Consider the following 22,777-nt stretch of genomic DNA (forward strand, 5'->3'; position numbering starts at 1 on the left):
CGTGTCCATCCTTTTGACTCAGATACCGAGGCCACGCCTGCGGCCGAGCGCCCAGTCCACACCGCCGCCCGGCGCCATGGTCCCGGCGACGGTCTGGCCGAGATGCTTTTCGAGTTGGGGTTTCCAGGGCACGAGTTCGAAGCCCATGCCGTCGTCAATCATCGCGAAGCGGCCCGAGGCGAGATCGAGGCGCTGGCGATAGGTGCCAGCGATGGCATCGCCCTCGGTCGTGGTCCTACAGGGAAGGCCGGTCTCTGCCGCGAGCTTCGCCGCAGCGGCATCGAGTTCACGTTTGCGCAGTGTCGCCAACAGGTCGCGGACAAACGTGACGCGCCGACCTTGCCGCGTCGCCAGGCCCTCGGCGACCAGATGATCGGCCCGCCGTCCGAGCGCATCATGCACCTCCGCGCCGAACCCGTTCCCGCTCAAGGGCGCGCTGCCCTTCGCCAATTGCAGACGATCGAGCCATGTTGCGCCATCGGCATCGACCTGTGCGGCGAGCGAGAGATCGGACCGGCCAACCAGAGACGGTCGTGCCGCTCCGCCATTGGGTGGCGTCCAGTTGCGCGTCTCAACGATCCCTCCGAAGGGAGTGTCGCCGGTTCGGTCCAGGTCGGCGAAGCGCAGGTGATGGAGCCGTCCGTCGACGCCGTCGATGACGGCATAGGCTTCGCCCGTCAGTTCATCATGGAGTCCGCGATCGGCAAGCCGTCCGAGGATCGGTTCGGCCGGAGTGCTCTCTACCGCGAAGTCCGAAAGCGATCGCGCGGGACCGGCCGCCAGGGCGCGGTGCATGGTCTTGATGATGTCGCCCCGATTGCCGAGCTCACGCAGCGTGCGTTCCACGCCGGGTTGCAGTTCCCAGACGGCAGGCACCAACCTGTCGGCGAGACCGAGACGTTCCAACGTCTGTGCACGTCCTATCAATCGCTGGCGTACTTCTGGATCGAACGGTTCCGGTGCGCCGGGTCTTAGATCGACGATACCCCCGTTCTCGTCCGCGAACGCACGCAGGGCGCGGTCAAGCCCGGTCCAGCGCTCAGCGTCGATGTCTGTGTCGAGGCTCGCGGCTATCTCACGTTGGGTGCGGGGTCCGAGTTCGAGCCCGACCAGTTCCTCGGCGCGGGCACGAAAGCCGCGTTTGATATAGTCGCGCGAGATGACGAGGTCTTTACCGTGGTCCGTCTTGCCGCGAAGCAGAACATGGACATGGGGATTGTCGGTGTTCCAATGATCGACGGCGACCCAATCGAGATCGGTTCCGAGATCGTGTTCGGCCTTGTCCATGAGGTCACGGGTGAAAGCCCGCAGGTCTTCCATTGAGCCCGCGTCTTCCGGCGAGACGATGAAGCGGAAGTGATGTCGGTCGTCCTCGCAGCGTTCCGCGAAGACGCGTTCGTCAGCGTCACCGTCGCGATCGAACATGGCGGCATCGCGCCCGTCCCGGGTGACGCCGTCGCGTTTCAGATAGGAGATGTGCTTGGCGAGCGGCGCCGAACGGTAGCGTGCCCCGCGATGTCGGACGACACGCGCCTTGACGATGACACGACGTTTGGTTCGTGAGAGGTTGCGCGCCGTCGCCGCGAACCGGCCCCGTCCGAAGGTTGAGGCCGAACCAGTACGCCTTGCGCCGTTTAAACGATAGCCGGTGTTGCCGGCTTTTCTGGCCGCGCGCATGACCTGGCCGACGAAACTCTGCGCCTTGCGCCCGCGCGGTCCACGGTCGCGGATACGCCCAGGTTGGATACGCAGATCGTCATCGCGGGCGCTCATACTTTTTGCCCGCTGAAAAGAAGAATAGCACGGTAAAAGGCTTTGGATATCAAAGTGTAAGCGCCTTGTGCGGCACTGCGCGACCCGGTGCGGCGTGCAAAAACTCCAAAAACAACAACCACATAGCGCGCATCGGTGCCGCGCCTTTTATCTCGCCGTCCCTTCGTTGTTGCCACTTCCGTTACCCGCTCTTCCGTCAAAGCTGCGAAAGAGCACGTCAGCACGCGCCACGCTGCGAAACACGCAATCATCACTCGTCCGCCCGGTTTTGGAGACCGACGAATAGCGGCGCTTCTCGCCAGTCGGATACATTCGGCCGTCCGTCACCTTTCGACGGCGATACAAAGGAAGCGTCGATCAGCGGCGCCAGCGATGCGAGATAGGCGCGTGTTTCGCGCGGCAGAGGGCGTCCGGTGGCGAGGTGCTGAGCATAGCGTTCCGGACCGGCATTATATGCCGCGAGGAAGCCGGGCGCGCCGAAGCGATCATACATGGCGCGGATATAGGCCGCGCCAGCCATGATGTTGTCGCGCGGGTCGAACGGGTCGTCGCCGAGCCCATGTAGTGCACGAAGTTCGGCCCAGGTCGCGGGCATGATCTGCATCAGACCCATCGCACCAGCGCGGCTGACCGCACGGCGATTGCCCGCACTCTCGGCCTGCATGACGACGCGAAGCCAGCGTTCCGGGATGTGAAACCGCGCCGCCGCTTGCGCGACGAACACGTCGATCGAAGACGGTCGGACTGCTGCGGGTCGGTCATCCGTCATACGTTGCGACGGTTCCGCAGATGCGGGAATCGGTGTGGCGGCGATGGCGATCGTGAGCAGCACCATCGTCATGCGAGCGACAGATGACTGACGGCCGGAAAGGGAAAGGAGTGACAAGGCTCAATCCTCCCGGGTCCAGACCGGAACCGCCCGACCGATGATCGTATCGGTGTCGAGCGGCCCGAAATACCGCCCGTCGAGGCTGGCCGGTTCGCGCCTACTGAGGAAGAAGACTTCGCCTTCGCGCAGCACCCGGCAGCCGCTCCAGACCGGCAATGGGCGGCCGTGCCGATCGGTCAGCCGTGCCGTCGCAATACTCGCGCCGTCGATGGTGATAGTGATGCCGAAACGACAAACTTCAGCGCCCGGAAGGCCTGCGACGTGCTTCAGGAGGGGTGTGTCCTGGCCGAGATATCTGCGCGCGACGAGCCAGTTCGACAGTTCTTCGGGCGGGCGTACGACGGCGAGGTCACCGACCTGCGGATCACGCAATGGCGTCACGAAATAGACGCCGACAGGAACGCTTGCCGACGCGTTCCAGATGAGGATCGGATCACTGCGCACGGCGGCTGAGGCGCCGATCAGACCGATCGCCGCAGCGGCCAGGAAAAGTGTTCGGCGTGAACGGGTCATGTCTCGATCTCCCGGCGCTTGAGCCAGGCGGCATGTCGTGCCTTCGTGTAAGGGCGCGGTGTCAGACCGGCGGTCAGCCGATGATGGACATGTCGCCAATGATCCGGGCAGACCTCCTCAGGCGCGATGTCCAGCGCTTCGATGCGGTCGATGACGGCGAGCACCGCCTCGACCTTCGGCCAGCCGGAGATATGCAGAAGGCTCTCGCCGCCGGGGGCAACGCAAGGAACGGTCGCATAGGCCTCGCCCCGCTCGACTGCGCGCAAGATATCAATCCTGCTCTCGACCGTGCCGTAGTCACTGGCCGTCCAGCGAACGAAGGCAAAGACCGCGCCGGGATCGAAGCCGACGGTGCGGCGGCTGCGGCTCTTGATCGTTTCCTGGACGATGTGACCGAAGCGAATCCAGCGCTCGATCCGTCCTTCGACCCACAAAAGTTCGACAGTGGTGCGCATCCTGCTCACCGCCGCTTGTCGCTATAGGCCGGCGAGATTGCCGCATGGCGTTTGGCCGGCAGGACCGTGTCGCCGGTATCGTCGGACGTCGAGTTCTTCTCGCCCCGGCTCACCCAGGTCTGCAGATCCTCGACCGAATAGACGACGCGCCCGCCGATCTTGGAATATTTGGGGCCGGTGCCGTAAGTGCGATGTTTCTCCAGCGTGCGGCCGGAAAGGCCGAGAAAACGGGCGGCTTCGGGGGTCCTGAGATAGCGCGGCGGCAGGCCTGCATTGGGATCGGGCATAGGGTAGCGCCTCCGGTTGCTGTGCCGGGCCGCGACCTGCGGCGGGCTGTCGGAGGCGAGGAAAGCGCAGAAATACCGTCAGGGGGGATGGCGAAGACGGAAGAGGGAAAACGCTACCCCTCAAAGGGCGTATAGGAAGCCGAGGATAGCCTGCTGATCAGAACGGGATTTCGTCGGCTGGATCATCCGCCGAAGCCTGGCGTTTCGCTTCCAGCCGCTCGATGAAGGCGAGTGAGGCGAGCACACAGTCGATAATGAATTGCGCCTCGGAGACGGCGAGAAGCTCGTTATCGTGCGCGAAGGACCGTTTGTTGCGCGCCTCGTTCAGCCCCTCGAAGAGCCTATGCTGGACACGGAGAGTTGGGAGCGCGAACGCGCTCACAGCGCCTTCATCACGCAGCGCCTTGCCATAAGCGCCGAAGATGGCGTGCAGCGGCGTCTTCGCATCGACGGGCTGTTTGCGCGATGACAGCAGGTCGCGGAACCGTTTGACACAGTAGGTATGCACGCGGTCGAGCGCGACGTCGGGCTTTTCGGCGACGAGGTCGGCAGCAATCGAAGCGCGGAGCTTGGGAAGTGTCGTGTCGCCGGAAAAGTCCTTGAACGCGTCATCGAGCTTTAACGTAGATGCGTTCTCCAGCTCGGTCGTGAACTGTTCAAGCCAGGATTTCAGGCGGGATTCCTCGGCTTCTTTGGCTTCGACATAGTCGGAGAGGCCGCACCTATAGGCCCAGAGCGTGCGGAGAACCTGCGCGACGAGCCGCGGTTCTGCGACCTCGACGAAACCCCGCAGCGTCTTACCCTTGCTCGTGCCCTCGAGTTGAAACCGAGCCTGAAAGATGTCGAGGCCGAAGCTCTCTTCGAACCATTCGGCCATCGTCCTGTCGCAAAAATTAAGAACATAGCCGCCGCCGCTGTGGAATATCTGATCGAAGACTGCGCGCTGATGGGTTAGCAAACGACGCGTGCGGCCGAGTATCTTTACGGCGCTTGAATCGAGGTTTTGAGAAGGCTGCGTCATGATGAGAACATAACGAAAACTTCGCGATATTTACAGTTCTCTATCGATGTCTACCCTGCAAAAGCCGTCGATACCCACTGTCAATCATTCGGCGTCCATAAATAGCGAGACGCGCGATCTGCGATTTCAGAGCGTGCGTTTTCCACGGTTCCTCCGACACACGCTGCTCGCCAAAAAAGGCGATGGCGATCCTGCGATAGGTCGCGCCCTGGTGCAGCCCATCGACGGTTCTGAGCGCGTGTTTCAAGCGCTGACGGCGTTGGCGGGTCAGCGGGTGTTCAACCGAAAGTCCGCGAAGATGTCGGTAGAGCCTGTCGGCCGCCGCGAGATGGATGGCCCAATCGTCGTCGAACGGTACGACGACCCCGAAATCGGAGCTGGTCGCGGAGCCTTTGGCGACAAGTTGGGCGCCGTTATCGAGCTTGAGCCAGATGAACTCGGAATCGGTAGCGCGTGCGACGACCGGAAGGGTTCCAATGCTTGAGACTTTGTCACCGAATGGATGTGCGGAAGCGATCAGATTGACGATCGCCGGCGCATCGGCGGGGTTCCAGAAGACAGGCGCGGCGGGCGGATCACGCTCCGGATCAACCGCGAAATCGAAGACCCCAAGCGGCGCAGGCGCCGTCGCTCTCCCTTGCGGCGTAGTCGGATCGGTAGTTTTCGTTTCGCCTCAGACATTCCCAGGCCAGCCCGGAAAGGTCGAGATCGTCAAAATGATCGTAGATACGATTGTCGAGCCAATCCTTGGACATGGCCGTCCTCCTCAAAGGCTAGCCCCCGCAGACAGATGACGTTTGTCACGTTGGATGATTCCGCCGCAAGTTGAGTTTGGCTAGTGAGAGGGCGCGCATAGGGTGATCCGGTATGCGCATCGCAGGTTCGATAAGCTACGGTAGGCCGTGCTTGAGAATCTCGCGATAGCCCTGTTCGGTCATCCAGCGCGCACGGCTGAGATGACTATCGCGCACACGCCGGGCACGTTCGGGTTCCGCCGTGGCGTCTATTCCGAACAGCACGGACGACACTTCTTCGAGCGTCGCGCCGGCAGTCTCGGCGTCCAACAGGCGCATATAAAGCTTCAGATGATCGCGGTCGTATACCGTCAAAACCGCCTCGTCCGGCGGAGCGTCGGCTATCGGCATCTGAGTTGTCGTCATGGTTGGTCCTGTCGCACAAGCGTTCATATTAATGAACCAGAAACCATATCGCCCGCAACTGCCGGCGGGTTGCAATCGCCAACACCCGGAAGGGCGCTGACGCCGGAACTGATCTCCGCGTATTATAATACGTCGCATCAAAATACGCGATCCGCATTTATCGTGCGGATGGATATCAAGGAAATTTTTGGAAGAAATCTCAGAACTTATCGCATGAAACGCGATCTCAGCCAGGGTGCACTGGCTGCGAAGATGGGCGTCGACCGTGCGCATGTGTCGGCGATGGAGCGGGGCCAGCAAAACGTGACCATCGTCACGCTCTGGCACGTCGCACTGGCGCTCGACGTGAAGCCGGCTGAGCTTTTGAATGACGAAGAAGAAACGTAGGAACGCAGCAGATGGCCCTGCCCGGACAAGTCCGGGCAGGGCTTGCTGACGATCGCTCAGTCGCCGTTGCGGCGGTTGGGGCGGGACCAGATGAGGCTGTAGCCTTCGCCGTCTTCATCGTCGAAGAGGTTGGCGTAGATCGGAGCGGTGAAGCTCGGATCGTCCAGCTTGAGGCCCAGATAATCGCGGCCCTCGTTCGACTGTTTGGACCATGCGGCGCCGATCTCGGCGCGGCCGACCAGGACGCGATGGCTGGGAGCGTTCTCGCTGGTCTGGCTCGTCTCCGGGACGATGCGGACGTTCTTGGCCTGGACGTTGAGGGTGACGATTTCGCCGGCGTATTCGTTGCCGGACTTTTTGAAGGTGCCGATGGTAGCCATTTTCAGTTCTCCTTTAGGTTTTCGAGCCCGCGCCCGTCGCGGCCTCGATGGTGATCGCAAGGCCGGGGCGATCCGCCGACGCAGCCGTCAGGCCCGCAACGCCAGTGGAGGACGGCGCGGACGGAAGTTTCTTGTGCCCGCGAGGAATGGGCGTGAGCCGAGGGGAAGAAAGTTCTGGACGCGCCGTTGCGGACAAGGCGGTCGAGGCGTCAGCCGATCCCGGGCAGATCAAGCCATGAGAGGCAGTGACGGGCGTGGGTGTCGAAGCGTTGGAGAAGAAATGAAGGCTGCCTGTCGTGACCGGCAAGGCCCCGAAACAGATGATCGTGCGAAGACAGGCAATGTCGTACGATCAGGATCGTTCGCAGCGTTTCGGGGGGCTAGTCATCGAGTACTCGCTCAAAGGTGTCGTCGCATACGTTGCGCCGAGTCGGCGCCAGATGCTGCATGTCGTGAGAGCGGACGCGGGACAGAGGCGAAACTGGTGACGTACGATCCGAGTGACTGACCTGGGTCAGTTATCCCATGATGTGTCGATGGCTTTGTGCATGGTTTCCCATCCACGCGGCATGTCACCGATCTCGCACAATATCTTGTCCGTCGTTGGCCGTGCGGTTTTCACCGCGTTTTGTCGTTATCGTAGGCGGCGTTTCATCAGGAACCGAGAGAGATGTGATGCGCACCCAAGCGGTGATGCCGATGATGAGGGCGCCGATACTGCCGAAGGCCAGCGACCAGTTCTCACCCGCGCTACCAATCTCGGATAATCCCTTGATGGCGTGGAACCCGGTGACGCCAGCCGGAATCGCGTAGAACGCGCCGATCGCCAGTCTGATCGGAGTAGATCGGACCGTGGCGAAAGCGATCTGTCCCAGGATCAGCGTGACCGCGCCCGACAGGAACGCGGCGATGAAGGCCGCGAGGATGCCAGCATCGCTCTCATAGAAATAGAAACCGACCGTCATCGCGACGAAGAAGGGCAGCGCGTAGACGGCCAGCGTGAAGAGCACGTAGACGATGACGCCGAGGCCGAGGATGCTCAGGGCGGTTGAGAGGAACATGGGCGGTCTCCTTGGATGATACGCACCTCCACCACCGCCACGGCGCTTGCGCAGTCTAGCGAAGAAAGGCCTGCGCCGGAATGCTCCGGCACAGGATCAGGTGATGCTATTCGCGGAACACGCTTCATCATGAAGTCCGCTTCTGCTTGCGGAAATCGAACGCCGTGATGCCGAGCTTCCTCGCCTTGTCTGCGAAATTGTCCTGGATGCCGGTGCCGGGGAAGAGGATGACACCGATCGGCAGGACACCAAGGATCGCATCGTTGCGCTTGAACGGGGCGGCCTTGCCGTGACGCGTCCAGTCCGGCTTGAAGGCGACCTGCGGAACCTTGCGGGTCTCGGCCCATTTGGCGGCGATCAGTTCGGCGCCCTTCGGCGAACCGCCATGCAGGAGCACCATGTCGGTGTACTTGGCGCGGACCTTGTCGAGTGTGTCCCAGATGAGACGGTGATCGTTGAAGTCGAGCCCGCCGGTGAAGGCGATCTTGGGTCCCTGCGGCAGATGCACTTGCGTTTCGGCGCGCTTTTTCGCGGCGAGGAAGTCGCGGCTGTCGATCATCGCCGAAGTGAGGTTGCGATGGTTGACCCGCGATCCCGAACGGGCCGACCAGGGCGAGCCCGTCAGGCGAAGGTAGTGTTCGGCGGCACTGTCGCGATAGACCTCCATGCAGTCGCGCCGTTCGATCAGCGACCGGCCGATGGTGATCAGGCGTTCGAGTTCGACGGCTTTGACTTCGGACCCGTCCTGTTCGCGCTGTCCGCGCTTTTGCGCCTGTTCGTTGACGTCGAGTTTGCGCTCGATCCGGTCGGTGGCGCGATGGAACATGTTGACCGTCGACCAGAGCAATTCGTCGAGGTCGTGATCGAGCATCGTGTCGGCCATGGTGGCGACGAGAGCATCGAAGATGTCGGCGACGGCGCCTTCGATGCGGGCGTCTTCGGGGACGTCGCGCGGGTCGGGTTCGCCCTCGGGCGGACGGTGACCGAATAGTTCCAGCTCGGCACAGATCGTATCGGTCGGCGATGCGGTGCGGTGTGGCTCAGCGTCGATATCGTCGGGATCGGTGAACATGGTGTGCTCCTTCGTCGGGGGCCGCGACCACCGCGGCCTTCGTGGCGACGAAAGACGGTGGGCGAGACGGGCCTGCACCTGGAGCGACGGGCATGATCCCCAAAAGTGGCCACCGGTTTTGGGATAAGATCATGCCGAGAAGGAGCGCAGGGCCGAAGCGTCAGCGGAGGATGGCGGAGCCCGGTTCTTTTGTTTCGCGATGGAACGGCCCGCAGGGCCGACGGAAAAGAACCGGGCGCAGCCATTGCCGGACCGGCCCGCTTGCCGTTCTGTCGCCCTCTCGAAGAAGGCCGAGGTCGAGGCTCTCTCCCGCAGGACGGCATGCCCAATCCGATCTCGTCGACGATGCTCAGCCCGGCAGCGCCTCTCTCCCGGTCGATCTCACTGCCTGCAAGAAGCGGTCAACATCTTCCGGCGCGATCTGCACGCGCACGTTCTGCCGCAGCACGTCGAGGCCGCACCGTCGCAAATCGTCGTTGAAGTCACCGAGAAGAGGGGACAGCGGGATTGCTTCGATCCCGACAGCGCTCGCCCGGTTGATCAGGTTCTCCATCGCGCCCTTGCCGGCCGGATCGCCGTCGCAGGCGACATAAAGTCGGCGCAGGGTGTCGGGGAACAGGATCGCGGCAAGATGCGCGGCCGAGAGCGCGGCCGCCATCGGCATGTTCGGCAGGACGAGCTTCAGCGACTGTACGGTCTCGATGCCTTCGCCCGCTGCCATGATGTCCTGTGCAACGCCGAAGCGGACCGCATGGCCGAGCAGATTGCCCATGGCGCGGCGCGGCGTGTCGATCGGCGCCCTGCCGAGCGTCTCCTTGCTGAAGCCGCTCGGATCCAGCCAGGTTCGATGCGCGCCGGTGATCGTCCCGTCGAGGTCGGTCACTGCGGCGATCAATGCAGGCCAGGTCTCGGTGGGTCTGTGCGTGTCGGGGCGATAGTAGCAGCTTGGATGGAATCTCAGGCTGCTGGTCTCGTGTAATGCCGAAATTCCGCGTTCGCGCAGATACGCTTCGGCGAGCGTGCCCTGGATGGGCTTTGCCATAGCGAACAGCCGCCGGGCCGCTTCGGGCGAACCGGTCGGTGCCGGCGCGGGTCGATGCTTCGCGCCGTTGTCTGGCTCCGGTTGCGGAAGGCCGAGGAACCGTCGTGCCTCGGTTGCCACGTCGATAAAGTCGATCAACCCGCAACTTTCCTGGATGACGTCAAGCAGGTCGCCATGCTCGCCGGTGGCGGCGTCGGTCCACTTACCCGCCGCACCTTTGCCCGAGTCCGGACCCCTGAGTCTAACATACATCGACCGGCCGGGCGTGTTCCGCACATCGCCGACCATCCAGTAACGCCCTTCACGGCGACCGTTCGGAAGGTAATGCCGGCAGACTGCTTCGGCATTGCGTGCGAGACGATGCGCCAGGTCTGATGCTTTGTTTGCCATGCAAGCCTCTTAGTCTTATCGCCACGAAAAAGGGCCCGCCGTTTCCGACGAGCCCTCCGGTTGCGAGGAAGCCAGGGGGATGCGCTCTCTCGCGACACGGCCGCAGTGGGGAAGGCTTCCGCGGCCCGTCCATATTGAGCTGGCGACGGCGTTTCGGCCATCGACCGACAGCCGCCGTGCGCCAGTCTTTGTACGATCACTCGGCGGCTTCGAGGGCCGTCTGATGTTCGTCAGCGTCGGGCTCATCGCCGTGCGCCGACAAGTTCTCGTCGACGATCTCGAGCTCTGGTTCATCGGGCCGTTCGATCAGCGGCGGCGTGCGCAACGGTTCGGGAAGCCAGCCCGTACCGGCGAGCAGTTCCTCGGCGGCTTCGACCATGTCGGGCTTCTTGAACCCGGCGATGCGGTCGGCGTCCTTGTCGCCCTTCGCTTCGCGCACGGCGTCGAGGATCTGCGCCTTGGTCACGCGCCCGAGATAGCTCTGAGCGGTCGGCGACCAGCCTGCCTTCGCCATGTCGAGGCCCAGCGTCGCGGCCAGCACGTCCGCATGGGCGATCTGGCGCGGCTTGCGGTAGTGCGGCTCTTGCACCGCATTGACCGTCATCGCCACGCAATGGGCGAAGAGCGCATCGCGGCTGTCGCTGTCCCATTCGATCAGCGCGTCCCAAAGCTCTTCGGGTTCCTTCGGAAGATTGCCCGCCCAAGTCTCGATCCCGAGATCGATCGACTGCACGTAGGGCATCTCCGCGAGACCTTCGGCTTGCGCCCCGAACTGCATGCTCTTCGGTGTGATCTCGATGCAGCTATCCTGGCCGTAATGGTAGAAGAGCTGCAAGACCATCGCATGCAAGCAGGCGAGCATCGCCAGTTGCGGATCGTTCGCGAGCGCATCGCGCAGCGCCATCGTGCGGTGGACGGTCAGATCGCAGACGAGACGATCCGACAGCGGCTTGGTGCCGTCATCGTCCTCTTCCTCATCCAGATCGGTGGCCTTGCCAATGCCATCTACGGCTTCATCATCCGTGTTCGGATCGACTTCATCGCCTTCGGAGCCATCATCGCCCTCAACAGCGGGTTCGTCCTCAGGGCGGACATAGCCGCGTTCGACCCGCAGTTGCCCCGAGCCGTCGATACTGACGAAAGCGCCCGCGATGGCGTAGTCCTCCGGCTCGAACCGGATCGGACGGTTCTGGAGAGCTTCCATCGCCGTCTCGATCTCGCCGAGCCGTTCGTCGACCTCCTCGGGGAGTTCGTCAGTCTCGGCATACTCCTCTTCGAGTTTGTCATATTCAGCCTTGAGTGCGGTGTAGGTCGCGTCTTCCTCGTCCGACATCGGCTCGGCCTCGCCGCGAATGCGCCGTAGATCGTAGGTGTGGCCGTAGGGGAAGTCGGTCGCCACCTCGATCCAGTGCCAGCCTTCGGCGCGGATGGCTTCCGCTTCCTCCTTCAGCTTCTCGGTGACCATGGTTTCCAGCAGCGCCGCATCCTGCAGCCAGCCGCCATCGTCGGTCTGGAACAGGTCGCGCAGCACCTCGCCGCCCGCTTCGACATAGTTGTCGAGACCGACGAACTGCGCCCGCCGGTCGGAGGCGCGCACGGCGCCTTCGGTCAGCATGCGGCGGATTTCATAGGGTTGCTTCGAGTAGTGCTGCTTGAGCGCCTCCCAAACCTGTTCCTGGCGCTCGTGGTCGGGATTGACCGTGAAGGCCATGAGCTGGTCGAGCGTCATCTCTTCTTCGGCATAGGCCTCCAGCAGTGTCTCCGAGACGGCGGCCAGCTTGAGGCGCTGTTTGACGACATTGACCGAGACGAAGAAGGCCGCGGCGATCTCTTCCTCGGGCTTGCCCTTTTCGCGCATCGCCTGGAAGGCGCGAAACTGGTCGAGCGGGTGGAGCGGCGCGCGCTGGATGTTCTCCGCGAGGCTGTCCTCTTCCGCGAGACCGTCAGTGCGCACGATGCAGGGCACCAGCGCGGTCTTGTTGAGGCGACGCTGCTTCACGAGCAGTTCGAGCGCGCGGTAGCGGCGGCCACCGGCCGGGATTTCGAACATGCCGGTTTCCGCGCCCTTATCGTCGAGGACGGGGCGGATCGTGATCGACGACAGAAGCGTGCGCCGGGCGATGTCCTCGGCCAGCTCTTCGATCGAGACGCCGGCCTTGACCTTCCGTACATTGGATTGGCTCAGCACCAGCTTGTTGAAGGGGATGTCGCGCGAGGCGCTGAGGGTGATCTTCTGAGACTTCGTCATGGGATTTCTCCGCGACGGGCGGTCACGAGACTCTCTCTGACCTCCAAACCCGTCACGAAAATCCCGGCCCACCTCTTCCTCTTGAGGGAGATGGACCGGGAACAGAGGGTTAGACGGGAGCGGAACGGCGACGCCTAGGCAGCGGCTTCCAGCAGCTTCTTGGCGCGAGTTTCCATGGCGAGGCGCGCGTCCTGCTGCGGCTTGGACCGGGCGACCGCTGTGATGCCCTGCACAAAATCGAACACGCTTTCGGGCGGGCGCCCTTCCTCGGCAAGAACCGTCTCGATGATCTTGCCAGTCTCCGCTTTTGAGAAGCTGCGCTTGCGCAGGAAGTCGGTACGATCCTCATCACTGCGCGCAACAATACGTTCGCGTGCGGAGCGGATGCCCTGGATGAAGGGCTGCGGGGAAGAATCGGCGAAGTTAGCCAGCGCCGGCGCCGCCTCGTGGGCAAACCGGTTGGCGGCGTATTTGGAATGCCGGATCGAAATCTCCTGAAAGTCCTCAACGCCCCAGAGATTGCGGTTCTGGCAGACGGCGCGGAGATAGAAACTGGCGATGCCGAGGGTCTTCGCACCGACCTCCGAGTTCCAACAATAGAAACCGCGGAAGAAGAGATCGGGTGAGCCGTCGGGTAGCGTACCGGCCTCGATCGGATTCAGGTCGTCGACCAGGAAGAGGAAGACGTCACGGTCGGACGCGTAGAGCGTGGTCGTATCCTTGGTGACATCGATCATCGGGTTGTAGATGCCGGTCGACCAGTCGAGCATGCCCGGTACCTTCCAGCGTGTGTCGCCAACGCCGTCGCCCGCGATGCGCTGCACGGCGGAGACGAGTTCGTGATCGTAGATGCGGCCATAGTCCGGGCCTGTCGCGGCGCGCAGTTCCGTGCGTCCGTTGGCGACCTCCATCGTCTTCACCTGCTCGGCGCGGTGGTTGGTGAGGCCGTATTGCAGGTTGATTCCGGCAAGCGGCGCCGGAAGCTGGCGCAGATAGGCCGCGGGCGCGCTGATCAGGCTCGCGAGCTGGCCGAAGCTCCAATGGGTCGGCACGACCGGCGCTTCGGCATCCGGCAGGACGAGCGCCAGCTTTTCGGGATCGTCGCGATGGGCTTCGACACGGATGGCGGCGCTTTCGACCGTCCGCGTCCGGCTCTGCTCGGCTCGGCCCTTTACCGAGGCGTAGAGGTCCGAGAGGGAGAGATACTTCTCATCATCGGGGCGCGAAAACCATTCGGACGACACGCGCCCGTCATGCCCGCCGCGGGACACGTCCACCTTGTAGCCGCCGCTTTCGGGGCGGCCGTTCATGATCTCAATCGTTGTCATGGCTGATCTCCAGGACGGGCGGTCTGAGAGCCTCTCTCTCGACCTCCAAACCCGTCACAGCGTCAGCCGCAGGCCTCTCACTCTCTGGGGGCGTTGCAGGGTCTCCCCGCAGAAGGGGTCGGGCGAGACTATAGGCTCGACCGCGGGGGAAGGCCTTCCCCTCAGAACTGCTGATGCGCACAAACTTGAGAAGGCCGAACATCCGTTCGCACCGTATTTGGCATGAAATGCGGACAACTATAGGGGCAAATTACCGCATATTGTGATGAATTTCTCAAAAATATTGACTCATCAGCGTCAATTACAATATCGTCCCTGAACTGAACGGAATTAGTGGAGGACAAGCACTCGGTGGCCGAACTATCTGAAAAACGTGAGAAATTCGTGCGACTCGCCGAAGGGCGGACGCAGTCTGCGTTGGATGCGATTCGCAAGCTCGGGAATCTTTCGAACCGTCGAGCTTATGAATATTCGGACAGTGACGTGAAAAAAATCCTCAAAGCGCTTCGCGACGCCACGAGCGACATCGAGCGGAAATTCGGGTCAACCTCCGGCGATGGCGCCGATAAGTTCAAACTCTAGGGGCGCATCGCGTGAAGGCAGAACCACTTAACATTCATGACAAGCGCTTCCTCATCAATCGGCTGATCGAGCAAGCTCCGGTCAGCACCCTGGTCCGCGAGTTTTTCAAGAACGCCGATGAAAGTGCGGCCAGCGCCGCCCCTGGAAATCGCCGGATCGAAATCTACCCGACAGTCATAGAAGGGGTCCGGAAGCTCACGTTCTGGAACACCGGGACGGGCATGGATGACAGAGAGCTGAAACAGGCGACTGAGTTGTCCTCGTCGATCAACAAGGAGATGTCGCTCGACGGAAATTTCGGGATCGGCGCCAAAGTCTCTGGCCTGACCATGTCACGGGAAGGCATTCGCTATCGCTCGTGCAAGGATGGCGTCGTCAACGAAGTGGTCATCGGCTTCGATCCCGAGGAACAGACCTATGTCCGTTTCCCGGTCGAACTGCCTGATGGCAGTTTCGACACCGTGTACGATGTGACACAGGTCGTCCTCGATGAGGGGCGGGAGACCGCATTCGATTGGACCGAAGTCGTACTGATGGGCGAGAGCGAAGACCACGACACCGTTGCCGAGCCCCTGGGGAAGGGAAAGACCCAAGATCGCAGCTTCATTCCTTCGGCGATCTTCCGGCGGTTTGCGCGTTTCGCCGATGGTGTCGAAGTGCGGGTCGATGTTGCCATGACCAAGGGCGGAGGTAAGGACGAAACGGGCCGTACGCGACGGCTGAAAACCCTCGAAGAGGTGGTGGAAGAGCTTCCCAACCACGAATGGGTCGATGCGCCGGGTGGGGAGTTGAGGATTCACTACATCCATGACCCGAAACATGAGAGCTACAGCCACTCCCTCAGTGCGCTAGCCAATCCGGCAACCAGCTCGACCACCTTCTGCGCCCTGGTCCACAAAGGTGAGCGATATGACATCAAATCCCGAAAGGCATGGTCGGCGGCTGCTCCAAACTTCGGCATTCCTTTTGGGTCGAAAGTCATCACTGTCGAGATCGAACTTGTCGACGAGCTGGCGTTGCCAAACCAGTATCGGGATGGCCTGACCTGGCCGGATGACCGTTCTCCGATGGTTGCCGAAGACTTCGATGATTTCGTACGCGAACTGATGCCCGACTGGGTAAGGGAAGTCATTCGCTCCGAGTCTCCGGCGTCGGACGACAATCTGGACGATCTGCAAAGCGACCTTCAAAAGCTACTCGACGAGTTCCGGATTCCTACGGTGACGCTGAGTCCGTCACGTCGCATATCGGCCATGCAAACCGAGGGCGCGGATGAAGGTACCGATACATCGGACCCAACGAAGATCGATACGCATTTCCCCGAATTGAGTGAGGCTGGCGACAAGGACGGTGCCGAAGGTGATCCGAGCAAGAGTCAGCGCGCGAAGCACAAGAAGGTACGGAAAGCGCCAGAGGGTTCTAAGCTCTCGCGGTCGGCCCAGTCATTGGAGCGCGTTCCAGAAATCAAGATTCTCACAGATCCCGACGAGATTGCCGAGAAGAACCTGAAGGGCCGTGCGGGACGTTTTTACAAGGATGCGCAGACGCTGTTTGTGAACGGTCTCTATTCAGCCGCCGAACGCATGGCCGTCGAACTCGATGCTGAACTGCGCACGTTGGGTGAGCCGGAGGTCGTGCGGTCGGCTATTATGAAAGCCTCCCGGAAATTCATGGCGTTTCGAGTGGGCAAGGCAACTTGCTATGCGATCAGCAAGCGTCTCTCGGACGATTGGTCGAGCGATGATCTGGATCGTGCGACATCGCCGGAATCCTTGTCGCTGGCCGCAGATGACTACAAGCAGAGCATCTCTCAGGCTAAACGTTATGCGAAGGAATTGATCAAGGCAGCAGACATCCCGGAGGAAAGTACTGCTCGATTACACGAAGTAGGCTGAGAACAGACGACAGATGCTCTGGAATACCTTGATATCGTTTGCCTGGCCCACACAACGGAAGATTGTCTTCATTTCAAAGAAAGGTGCCTCCGTTTGATATTAACCGACAACGAAACGAAGGTCGATCTCCTCAACAACGAGGCCATCGCCAAGACGATTATCGACCTGCTCGCGAAACGGCCCGAAGAGGCCGTCACGATCGGTGTGCACGGCGACTGGGGCGCGGGCAAATCGAGCGTCTTGGAGATGATCGATGACGCATTGCGAGATAGCGATGATGTTCTTTGCATCAAATTCAATGGATGGCGCTTCCAAGGCTTCGAGGACGCAAAGATCGCGCTCATCGAGGGAATCGTCACGGAGTTAATCGAGCAGCGTTCATTGGCCACCGAAGCCGGCGAGGCAGTCAAGAATATCTTCAAACGGATCGACTGGCTCAAGGTCGCGCGGCATGGTGGCGGCCTCGCCTTCACGGCCTTGTCCGGAATCCCGACGCCCGACCAGATACGCGCCGCCGTCGGGGGTGTGAAAGGCTTGCTCGATGATCCCGCTGAGCTTGCCACCAAGGAGAACTATGACGCCGCGCTCGACGGTGTTCAGGGTTTGCTGAAGCCCGACGAGTCGAAGCGCTTGCCGGAGGAGATCGGCGCGTTCCGGAAAGCCTTCGATGATCTGCTCGATAAAGCAGGTGTAAAACAGCTCGTTGTCCTGATCGACGACCTCGATCGGTGTTTGCCGGATATCGCGATCGAGACGTTAGAGGCAGTCCGGTTGTTCGTTTTCACCGACCGCACGGCGTTCATTGTCGCGGCCGACGAGGCGATGATCGAGTATTCCGTGCGAAAGCATTTCCCCGAATTGCCCGATACGACCGGACCGCGAGACTATGCGCGCAATTATCTCGAGAAGCTGATACAGGTGCCGTTCCGGATACCGACTTTGGGCGAGACCGAGACGCGCATCTATGTGACGCTATTGTTGATCGGCGCCGAGCTCGGCGAAGATCATGAGGGATATGTGAAGCTTATCGCGGCCGCGCGCGAGAAGCTGAAACGGCCGTGGCAGGCCGGAAGCCTCGATGCCGCGACGGTCAAGGAAATGCTGGGAGCGCTCGATGAAAGAGTATCCGCCGCGCTGACGCTGAGCGATCAGATTGGACCGATCCTCGCCAGCGGGACGCAAGGCAATCCGCGACAGATCAAGCGGTTCCTTAACACATTGCTGCTCCGCAACCAGACCGCCCAGGCGCGCGGGTTCGGCCCCGATGTGAGGCTGCCGGTGCTGGCGAAGCTCATGTTAGCGGAGCGATTCATGTCGCGCCTGTTCGATCAGATCGCCGGCGCTGCGGCGAAGCACGAGCACGGTCGGTGCGAGGAGCTCGCATTGTTGGAGGCGGATGACGCCCCCGCCGAGAAACCGAAGAAGCCCGTCAGGAAAGGCCCGAAAGTCTCGACCCTCGAGGGGCCGCGGAAGAAGCCTGAACCGGACCCCGACAGCGCGATGCTCTCAGAATGGAAGGGATCGGATGTCATCCGGTCGTGGGCGAAGCTGTCGCCCAAGATCGGCGAGGAGGATCTGCGTCCCTATCTGTTCGTGGCGAAGGATCGGAAAGACTATTTCGGAGCAGCATCGGTGCTCGGTCGGTTGAGCGCTGTGGTCGAGAAACTGATGGGCTCGAAATTGGCGGTGCAAACCTACGAAGCCGAACTCCGGCAATTGGCGCCTGCCGAAGCCGGCCAGGTCTTCGAGGAATTACGCGGTCGGATCATGGGCGGGGATTCCTTCGATACGGAGCCCGCGGGTGTCGCCGGAATGACGGTCTTGGTGCGTGCGCATGACCTCCTGCAGACGAACCTCCTCGACATGCTGGAGAGCCTGCCGGCGGATCGCTGTGGCCCCTGGGTTGCTTCGGGCTGGACCGGTGTGATCAAGGGCGGCGAGTTCGTCGCCCGGCTCGACAGTCTCTTGAAGGGCTGGGCTGAAAGCGGGTCGCCGACGCTTAAGGCAGCCGCCAGCACGGCGACGCGCACAAGCAAGAGGGCGCGCTGATGGGGACGTCGAATGCATTCGGAGGGGCGTCGGGCGGCACGCCGCTAGTCCCGAGTTGGCTTGACGGCAACGGCGATGGTGGGGCCGGTGATGATGGCGCGCCAGTTGATGGCGATGACGGCGGCGCGCCCGGAGCCGCTCCCGAAGCGCCGCCCGCCGCGCCCGCGGATCGGCAGCCGGTGGTTCCGGCCCCGACCGGTGATCGATTTCGGTCGGCGCGTAGCAATTTCACACGGTTTGCAGGTTCGGGTGGGAGTGACCGACGCAGCCTCGGCCGGGCGGTGTCACAATATGTATCGCGATCATCAGGCGGCGCTGGGTCCGCCGCGCGGCGGATGGGATCGTCCCGCAGCACAGCGTCAGGCCTCGTCAGTTTCTTAGGCGATGCTCGTGCGAACGGCGCCCGCGAGGCGCTGCGCTCTCTCAACCTCGAAGGTCTTGCCGGAAGGCCGGTAGAAGATGTGTTCGCCGGGCTCGCGGACTATATCTGTCCCGATGGGGGATCGATCGACGAAGGAATTGCGCGCGACGCGTTCATCGAGACCATCGCCGATCTCGCGGAAGCCGGGATTACGGATATCGATGGCCTAACATCGGACCAGATTCAGACGGTATTCGAACTCTACGCCTCACACACCATTGAGGCGCGGATTTGCAACGACATCGGCACGCGAGTCGTGACGATGCCGTCGGATGCCCGGACGGTCGAACGGATTGAAGCGCAATTGTCCGAGTTCATCCAACGCGGGGTGAGCGACGCGGTGAACGCGTCGGGGATCGATATCGGCGCTCTCTCGCAGGATCAGGTTTCTGGCTTCGTCGACGACGTATATGAGGCGGCCTTCGCGATGCTCGAGGCGCTCGGAGAAAGCGAGGCCGAGGTATGAGACGGCACCTATTGATCGGACACTTCGGGTCGGAGGACGACGTCGGCATCCCGGCGGCCAGCGATGAGATCGTATCGGAACTCGACCTCTTGGTCGGCGACCGTCTCGGACACGGGATCGGCTACGCCCTTTCAGACATAGAGAAATTGAACCTCGGACCGAGCGAGGTCGCGGTCGATCTAATGGTGCTGGCCGCTCATATTCATGCCGCCGACACGCGCCTCGCGCGGAGCACGGAGTCGCAAGATGGTTGGTCGCGTGAGATCAGGTTGGTCGTGCCAGTCAGCGATCCGAAGCTCTGGACCCGGTCGGCGAGTATCGTGAAGCGCGCGCTCGACTTCCTGACGGGCGATCGCTGGCAAATCGGTTTCAGGGCACGACCTGAGGCCCAGGCAACGCTCGCGAAGCCACGACCGAAACCGTTGCTCCCGGTGGCGTTCGACGCGATCAATCTATTCTCCGGCGGCCTCGACAGTTTGATTGGTGCAATCGACGCCCTGGAAGCGGGTGGCGCGCCTTTGCTGGTGAGCCATGCCGGTGAAGGTGCGGTCAGCAAGTCTCAGGAAGAGTGTTTTGAGGTCTTGAAGACGGCATATCCGGACGCAGCATTCGATCGACTGCGTATTTGGATGACGTTCGGGGACGGGCTAATTGACGGTGTCGAGTCCGAAAGCACCACGCGCGGGCGATCGTTCTTATTCTTCTCTCTGGGCGTGGCGGCAGGCACCGGTCTTGGCAAGGAATTCGTCTTGCGCGTACCCGAGAACGGCCTCATTGCCTTGAACGTCCCACTCGACCGGCTCCGGCTCGGTGCGTTGAGCACGCGTACGACCCATCCCTTCTACATGGCGCGGTGGAATGAACTCCTGGAAGCACTGGGGATCGATGGCCAGCTGGTCAATCCCTATTGGGACAAGACAAAGGGCGAGATGGTGACCGCATGTGCAAATCCCGGTGTCCTGAACGACGCCGTGGAGCACTCGCTCTCTTGTTCGTCACCTGCCAAAGGGCGGTGGAAAAAGGAGGCGCAAGGACATTGCGGGTACTGCCTTCCCTGCCTGATCCGGCGCGCATCGCTGGCCGGGAACGATCCGACCACCTACCGTGTCCCGGATCTAACGGCTCATACGCTGGACACGCGTCAGGCGGAGGGACAACAGGTCCGCTCGTTCCAATTGGCCATCAGTCGATTGGCGCGGCGTCCCGAACTGGCGCGAGTGCTAATCCACAAACCCGGATCGCTATCTGATAACCCCGACCGGATCAATGCTTATGCGGACGTCTATCGCCGCGGGCTGGAAGAGGTGGGTGCAATCTTGGCGGGCGTGAAGACAGCCCCGTCATGACCACAGCCAGGACAGGACGATTGGTCGATTTCCACTGTCATCTCGACCTCTATCCGGATCATGCTGGGGCCATCGCACGACGTGAGCGAGACCGCGTGTTCACGCTGACGATGACGACGACGCCGAAGGCTTTTCCGCGCAACAAGGAGTTGACGGATCGCACAACCTATGTGCGGGCCGCGTTGGGTCTACATCCGCAACTCGTGGCCGATCGCGCGCGCGAACTCACGCTCTGGAAGGACTATCTGCCCTCGACCCGTTACATCGGCGAGGTCGGTCTCGACGCTGGGCGGCAGTATTATCGCTCGTTCGACGAGCAGAAGAGAGTGTTTGGCGACATCCTCGCCGCGTGCGCCGAGGCGCGCGACAAGATACTCTCCGTCCATAGCGTCCGCTGCGCGAAAGTCGTCCTCGATATGATCGATGCTCGGTTGCCGGTCGGGACGGGTCGCGTGGTCTTGCACTGGTTCACCGGATCGGCGTCTGAGGCCCGGCGCGCCGCCGAGATGGGATGCTATTTCTCGATCAACGCCGCAATGCTTCGCAACGAACGCTCGGCGGCACTCGTCGCAACGCTCCCACGAGACCGAATTCTGACCGAGACCGATGGTCCGTTCACGGATGGGGTGTCAGGCAATGATGGACCAGCCGATGTGCGTCCTGCGCGGGATGGACTGGCGAAGCTGCTCGGGACGGGTCGGGAAGAGATGGACGGCATTCTGACCGGCAATTTGCGGGAAGTGCTCAGCTGACCTCCTGGCGGGCGGTTAGGGACGCACGATCAATCCGATGGCGTGGCGTCGCAGGACATCGGGGATCTCGGCGTGGTCCGCAAGCCGTTCGGCGGGACCGGCGGTGAGGTTCACTGTCGCGCGATCGAAGATCTCTTAGACGTCCTCGCCGGTGAGGCGCGAGGCGAAGAGGATGCCATCGACGGCGCCATGATGAGTGTGGATATCCCGACAGAGCGCCCGGCCTGCGGCATTGTTGCGGGCGTTCACGGCGTCCGTCGGAGCACCGAGGCGGCTGCACCCGTACCGGCGGAGATCGAGCAAAGAGAGCATCTTCCTCGATCCGGAAGAGATGCGGGAATAGGACCGTGTCGTCACCTCCTTCAGGAGAATCTCGCGCGTTTTGGCGCGGGTGAACCGGTCCCGGACGACGACTTCGATGAAGGCCGTCGCGAAATCGGGCGTCGCATACAGCACGGTGAAACCCGATGTCCGGTCGCAAAAACGGGAATCGCCCGGCCCGGTTCCGAGCGGTGTGCTCGCATGTCGTGTTGGGAAGATCCGATAGCTGGACGGGAGCGCGATCTTGCGCACGAGGGCCTCAACCCGATCATCGAGAAAAGCTCTCGTCTTCACGTGATAGCGGTGCCGTACGAGGCAGCCGCACCGATCACGTCATCGATCTGGCCGTCTTTCAGCAAGTCTATCGGGCGGGCGATCCGCCCGCCGAATGTCGTCTCGGTCGATAGATACTCCCAAGCGATCTCGGCGTCTCCGATCGCCTCGACGACATCGTTCAGACCGTCGAGCACGCGACCTTCGCCGAGAATCTGCTCCGCCGGAATCGTCAGGCCCCGCTTCGTCCCGCGCCAGGCGAGGAGGATGCCCTTGTCGACCCAATCGTAGACGGTCGTTCGTGATAGCTTCAACCGCGCCGCTGCTTCTGACACACTGATCACTTACTCTCGCGGCGGTCTGGCGACGAGGAACGGCTTCAAAGCATCGGGGACGTCTTCGGCGCTCCCTGGAGCATCATGCTGGCTGGCGGCCGTTTCCAATGCGATCTTGACGGCGAGCGCGGCGCGGTTCGGATGATGTTCGAGGAATCGCGCGGCCGCCCGAGAGAGACCGCTGAGCCCCTTGACCTGGAAGGCCGACGCTTTCCGTCGCGATGCTGTTTCCGCCATGTTGTCACCCATAGAGTTGCTGAACATCATATAAGCTAGTTTGTCTAGTATGTCGGGTGCGCTTAGGGAGGCTCGTCTTCATGTCCTGGGCGTC

26 protein-coding genes are annotated in these 22,777 nt (G+C 62.0%); 7 read left to right on the plus strand and 19 right to left on the minus strand.

Going from position 1 to position 22,777, the window contains the following annotated elements:
- Positions 1 to 18 precede the first annotated feature (18 nt).
- The 10 genes from GOX53_RS03715 to GOX53_RS03760 form a co-directional block, all read right to left on the minus strand.
- Complete coding sequence (locus GOX53_RS03715; protein ID WP_171173658.1) at positions 19 to 1,773, minus strand: DUF3363 domain-containing protein; 1,755 nt, start codon at positions 1,771 to 1,773, stop codon at positions 19 to 21.
- On the minus strand, positions 1,770 to 2,024 hold the full coding sequence (locus GOX53_RS03720) for a hypothetical protein (protein WP_171173659.1): 255 nt from the start codon (positions 2,022 to 2,024) through the stop codon (positions 1,770 to 1,772). The genes GOX53_RS03715 and GOX53_RS03720 overlap by 4 nt, the downstream gene beginning before the upstream one ends.
- Positions 2,024 to 2,659: a lytic transglycosylase domain-containing protein gene (locus tag GOX53_RS03725; RefSeq protein ID WP_254446449.1), complete on the minus strand. Its 636-nt coding sequence runs from the start codon at positions 2,657 to 2,659 to the stop codon at positions 2,024 to 2,026. The genes GOX53_RS03720 and GOX53_RS03725 overlap by 1 nt, the downstream gene beginning before the upstream one ends.
- Positions 2,660 to 2,662: 3 nt before the next feature.
- On the minus strand, positions 2,663 to 3,175 hold the full coding sequence (locus GOX53_RS03730; protein ID WP_171173660.1) for a S26 family signal peptidase: 513 nt from the start codon (positions 3,173 to 3,175) through the stop codon (positions 2,663 to 2,665).
- Positions 3,172 to 3,630, minus strand: a complete 459-nt coding sequence (locus tag GOX53_RS03735; protein ID WP_171173661.1) for a DUF2840 domain-containing protein — start codon at positions 3,628 to 3,630, stop codon at positions 3,172 to 3,174. The genes GOX53_RS03730 and GOX53_RS03735 overlap by 4 nt, the downstream gene beginning before the upstream one ends.
- 5 nt (positions 3,631 to 3,635) lie before the next feature.
- Positions 3,636 to 3,917, minus strand: a complete 282-nt coding sequence (locus GOX53_RS03740; protein ID WP_171173662.1) for an AlpA family transcriptional regulator — start codon at positions 3,915 to 3,917, stop codon at positions 3,636 to 3,638.
- Positions 3,918 to 4,074: 157 nt separating this feature from the next.
- A complete protein-coding gene (locus GOX53_RS03745) occupies positions 4,075 to 4,938 on the minus strand; it encodes a hypothetical protein (RefSeq protein WP_171173663.1) in 864 nt (287 codons plus the stop codon).
- A gap of 40 nt (positions 4,939 to 4,978) precedes the next feature.
- Positions 4,979 to 5,467, minus strand: coding sequence for a DUF2285 domain-containing protein (locus GOX53_RS03750; RefSeq protein WP_171174005.1), 489 nt, complete (start codon positions 5,465 to 5,467; stop codon positions 4,979 to 4,981).
- 58 nt (positions 5,468 to 5,525) lie between these two features.
- Positions 5,526 to 5,693: a transcriptional regulator domain-containing protein gene (locus GOX53_RS03755; RefSeq protein ID WP_171173664.1), complete on the minus strand. Its 168-nt coding sequence runs from the start codon at positions 5,691 to 5,693 to the stop codon at positions 5,526 to 5,528.
- Positions 5,694 to 5,828: 135 nt separating this feature from the next.
- Positions 5,829 to 6,098 carry a DNA -binding domain-containing protein gene (locus GOX53_RS03760; protein ID WP_171173665.1) on the minus strand — a complete coding sequence of 90 codons (270 nt, stop codon included), beginning with the start codon at positions 6,096 to 6,098 and terminating at the stop codon, positions 5,829 to 5,831.
- 168 nt (positions 6,099 to 6,266) lie between these two features.
- Here GOX53_RS03760 and GOX53_RS03765 point away from each other — a divergent pair, with 168 nt between their 5' ends.
- Positions 6,267 to 6,485, plus strand: coding sequence for a helix-turn-helix domain-containing protein (locus GOX53_RS03765; RefSeq protein WP_171173666.1), 219 nt, complete (start codon positions 6,267 to 6,269; stop codon positions 6,483 to 6,485).
- 56 nt (positions 6,486 to 6,541) lie between these two features.
- Here the strand turns inward: GOX53_RS03765 and GOX53_RS03770 are convergent, their stop codons facing one another.
- From GOX53_RS03770 to GOX53_RS03795, 6 genes are all read right to left on the minus strand, one after another.
- Positions 6,542 to 6,865, minus strand: a complete 324-nt coding sequence (locus GOX53_RS03770) for a DUF736 domain-containing protein (protein ID WP_171173667.1) — start codon at positions 6,863 to 6,865, stop codon at positions 6,542 to 6,544.
- A gap of 572 nt (positions 6,866 to 7,437) precedes the next feature.
- On the minus strand, positions 7,438 to 7,926 hold the full coding sequence (locus GOX53_RS03775; RefSeq protein ID WP_171173668.1) for a hypothetical protein: 489 nt from the start codon (positions 7,924 to 7,926) through the stop codon (positions 7,438 to 7,440).
- 127 nt (positions 7,927 to 8,053) lie between these two features.
- Positions 8,054 to 8,998 (minus strand): DUF2493 domain-containing protein, encoded by a 945-nt coding sequence (locus tag GOX53_RS03780; RefSeq protein ID WP_171173669.1) that lies wholly within the window; start codon positions 8,996 to 8,998, stop codon positions 8,054 to 8,056.
- 349 nt (positions 8,999 to 9,347) lie between these two features.
- A complete protein-coding gene (locus tag GOX53_RS03785) occupies positions 9,348 to 10,430 on the minus strand; it encodes a toprim domain-containing protein (protein WP_171173670.1) in 1,083 nt (360 codons plus the stop codon).
- 196 nt (positions 10,431 to 10,626) lie between these two features.
- Positions 10,627 to 12,678 carry a ParB/RepB/Spo0J family partition protein gene (locus tag GOX53_RS03790; protein ID WP_171173671.1) on the minus strand — a complete coding sequence of 684 codons (2,052 nt, stop codon included), beginning with the start codon at positions 12,676 to 12,678 and terminating at the stop codon, positions 10,627 to 10,629.
- Between the two features lie 134 nt (positions 12,679 to 12,812).
- The gene (locus tag GOX53_RS03795; RefSeq protein WP_171173672.1) at positions 12,813 to 14,006 is read right to left on the minus strand and encodes a DUF932 domain-containing protein; all 1,194 of its coding nucleotides are present in this window, start codon (positions 14,004 to 14,006) and stop codon (positions 12,813 to 12,815) included.
- Between the two features lie 351 nt (positions 14,007 to 14,357).
- On the opposite strand from GOX53_RS03795, the gene GOX53_RS03800 reads away from it, so the two are divergent.
- The 6 genes from GOX53_RS03800 (at position 14,358) to qatD (ending at position 21,517) form a co-directional block, all read left to right on the plus strand.
- Positions 14,358 to 14,588 carry a hypothetical protein gene (locus GOX53_RS03800; RefSeq protein WP_171173673.1) on the plus strand — a complete coding sequence of 77 codons (231 nt, stop codon included), beginning with the start codon at positions 14,358 to 14,360 and terminating at the stop codon, positions 14,586 to 14,588.
- Positions 14,589 to 14,599: 11 nt separating this feature from the next.
- Positions 14,600 to 16,483: a hypothetical protein gene (locus GOX53_RS03805; protein WP_174867708.1), complete on the plus strand. Its 1,884-nt coding sequence runs from the start codon at positions 14,600 to 14,602 to the stop codon at positions 16,481 to 16,483.
- A gap of 93 nt (positions 16,484 to 16,576) precedes the next feature.
- Entirely contained in the window at positions 16,577 to 18,532 is a 1,956-nt protein-coding gene (qatA, locus tag GOX53_RS03810) for a Qat anti-phage system ATPase QatA (protein ID WP_171173674.1), read from the plus strand.
- Complete coding sequence (qatB, locus tag GOX53_RS03815; RefSeq protein WP_171173675.1) at positions 18,532 to 19,419, plus strand: Qat anti-phage system associated protein QatB; 888 nt, start codon at positions 18,532 to 18,534, stop codon at positions 19,417 to 19,419. The genes qatA and qatB overlap by 1 nt, the downstream gene beginning before the upstream one ends.
- An 11-nt stretch (positions 19,420 to 19,430) precedes the next feature.
- Complete coding sequence (qatC, locus tag GOX53_RS03820; RefSeq protein ID WP_254446451.1) at positions 19,431 to 20,765, plus strand: Qat anti-phage system QueC-like protein QatC; 1,335 nt, start codon at positions 19,431 to 19,433, stop codon at positions 20,763 to 20,765.
- Positions 20,762 to 21,517 (plus strand): Qat anti-phage system TatD family nuclease QatD, encoded by a 756-nt coding sequence (gene qatD, locus GOX53_RS03825; protein WP_171173677.1) that lies wholly within the window; start codon positions 20,762 to 20,764, stop codon positions 21,515 to 21,517. Before qatC ends, qatD begins: the two co-directional genes overlap by 4 nt.
- A gap of 135 nt (positions 21,518 to 21,652) precedes the next feature.
- Here the strand turns inward: qatD and GOX53_RS03830 are convergent, their stop codons facing one another.
- The 3 genes from GOX53_RS03830 to GOX53_RS03840 are packed head-to-tail and all read right to left on the minus strand — an operon-like array spanning position 21,653 to position 22,683.
- Positions 21,653 to 22,090: an RES family NAD+ phosphorylase gene (locus GOX53_RS03830; protein WP_171173678.1), complete on the minus strand. Its 438-nt coding sequence runs from the start codon at positions 22,088 to 22,090 to the stop codon at positions 21,653 to 21,655.
- Positions 22,091 to 22,128: 38 nt separating this feature from the next.
- Positions 22,129 to 22,455, minus strand: coding sequence for a helix-turn-helix domain-containing protein (locus GOX53_RS03835; protein ID WP_371810247.1), 327 nt, complete (start codon positions 22,453 to 22,455; stop codon positions 22,129 to 22,131).
- Positions 22,456 to 22,683 (minus strand): hypothetical protein, encoded by a 228-nt coding sequence (locus tag GOX53_RS03840; RefSeq protein WP_171173680.1) that lies wholly within the window; start codon positions 22,681 to 22,683, stop codon positions 22,456 to 22,458.
- Between the last annotated feature and the right edge of the window lie 94 nt (positions 22,684 to 22,777).

Source organism: Ruegeria sp. HKCCD8929, assembly GCF_013031405.1.
In the GTDB taxonomy this organism is placed as follows: Bacteria; Pseudomonadota; Alphaproteobacteria; order Rhodobacterales; family Rhodobacteraceae; genus Ruegeria.

What these genes read in the sequence shown, in the direction of transcription:
- GOX53_RS03715 (WP_171173658.1), bottom strand. Translation starts at nt 1,773, where the DNA reads ATGAGCGCCCGCGATGACGATCTGCGTATCCAACCTGGGCGTATCCGC.
- GOX53_RS03720 (WP_171173659.1), bottom strand. Translation starts at nt 2,024, where the DNA reads ATGATTGCGTGTTTCGCAGCGTGGCGCGTGCTGACGTGCTCTTTCGCA.
- GOX53_RS03730 (WP_171173660.1), bottom strand. Translation starts at nt 3,175, where the DNA reads ATGACCCGTTCACGCCGAACACTTTTCCTGGCCGCTGCGGCGATCGGT.
- GOX53_RS03735 (WP_171173661.1), bottom strand. Translation starts at nt 3,630, where the DNA reads ATGCGCACCACTGTCGAACTTTTGTGGGTCGAAGGACGGATCGAGCGC.
- GOX53_RS03740 (WP_171173662.1), bottom strand. Translation starts at nt 3,917, where the DNA reads ATGCCCGATCCCAATGCAGGCCTGCCGCCGCGCTATCTCAGGACCCCC.
- GOX53_RS03745 (WP_171173663.1), bottom strand. Translation starts at nt 4,938, where the DNA reads ATGACGCAGCCTTCTCAAAACCTCGATTCAAGCGCCGTAAAGATACTC.
- GOX53_RS03755 (WP_171173664.1), bottom strand. Translation starts at nt 5,693, where the DNA reads ATGTCCAAGGATTGGCTCGACAATCGTATCTACGATCATTTTGACGAT.
- GOX53_RS03760 (WP_171173665.1), bottom strand. Translation starts at nt 6,098, where the DNA reads ATGACGACAACTCAGATGCCGATAGCCGACGCTCCGCCGGACGAGGCG.
- GOX53_RS03765 (WP_171173666.1), top strand. Translation starts at nt 6,267, where the DNA reads ATGGATATCAAGGAAATTTTTGGAAGAAATCTCAGAACTTATCGCATG.
- GOX53_RS03770 (WP_171173667.1), bottom strand. Translation starts at nt 6,865, where the DNA reads ATGGCTACCATCGGCACCTTCAAAAAGTCCGGCAACGAATACGCCGGC.
- GOX53_RS03775 (WP_171173668.1), bottom strand. Translation starts at nt 7,926, where the DNA reads ATGTTCCTCTCAACCGCCCTGAGCATCCTCGGCCTCGGCGTCATCGTC.
- GOX53_RS03780 (WP_171173669.1), bottom strand. Translation starts at nt 8,998, where the DNA reads ATGTTCACCGATCCCGACGATATCGACGCTGAGCCACACCGCACCGCA.
- GOX53_RS03785 (WP_171173670.1), bottom strand. Translation starts at nt 10,430, where the DNA reads ATGGCAAACAAAGCATCAGACCTGGCGCATCGTCTCGCACGCAATGCC.
- GOX53_RS03790 (WP_171173671.1), bottom strand. Translation starts at nt 12,678, where the DNA reads ATGACGAAGTCTCAGAAGATCACCCTCAGCGCCTCGCGCGACATCCCC.
- GOX53_RS03795 (WP_171173672.1), bottom strand. Translation starts at nt 14,006, where the DNA reads ATGACAACGATTGAGATCATGAACGGCCGCCCCGAAAGCGGCGGCTAC.
- qatB (WP_171173675.1), top strand. Translation starts at nt 18,532, where the DNA reads ATGGGGACGTCGAATGCATTCGGAGGGGCGTCGGGCGGCACGCCGCTA.
- qatD (WP_171173677.1), top strand. Translation starts at nt 20,762, where the DNA reads ATGACCACAGCCAGGACAGGACGATTGGTCGATTTCCACTGTCATCTC.
- GOX53_RS03840 (WP_171173680.1), bottom strand. Translation starts at nt 22,683, where the DNA reads ATGGCGGAAACAGCATCGCGACGGAAAGCGTCGGCCTTCCAGGTCAAG.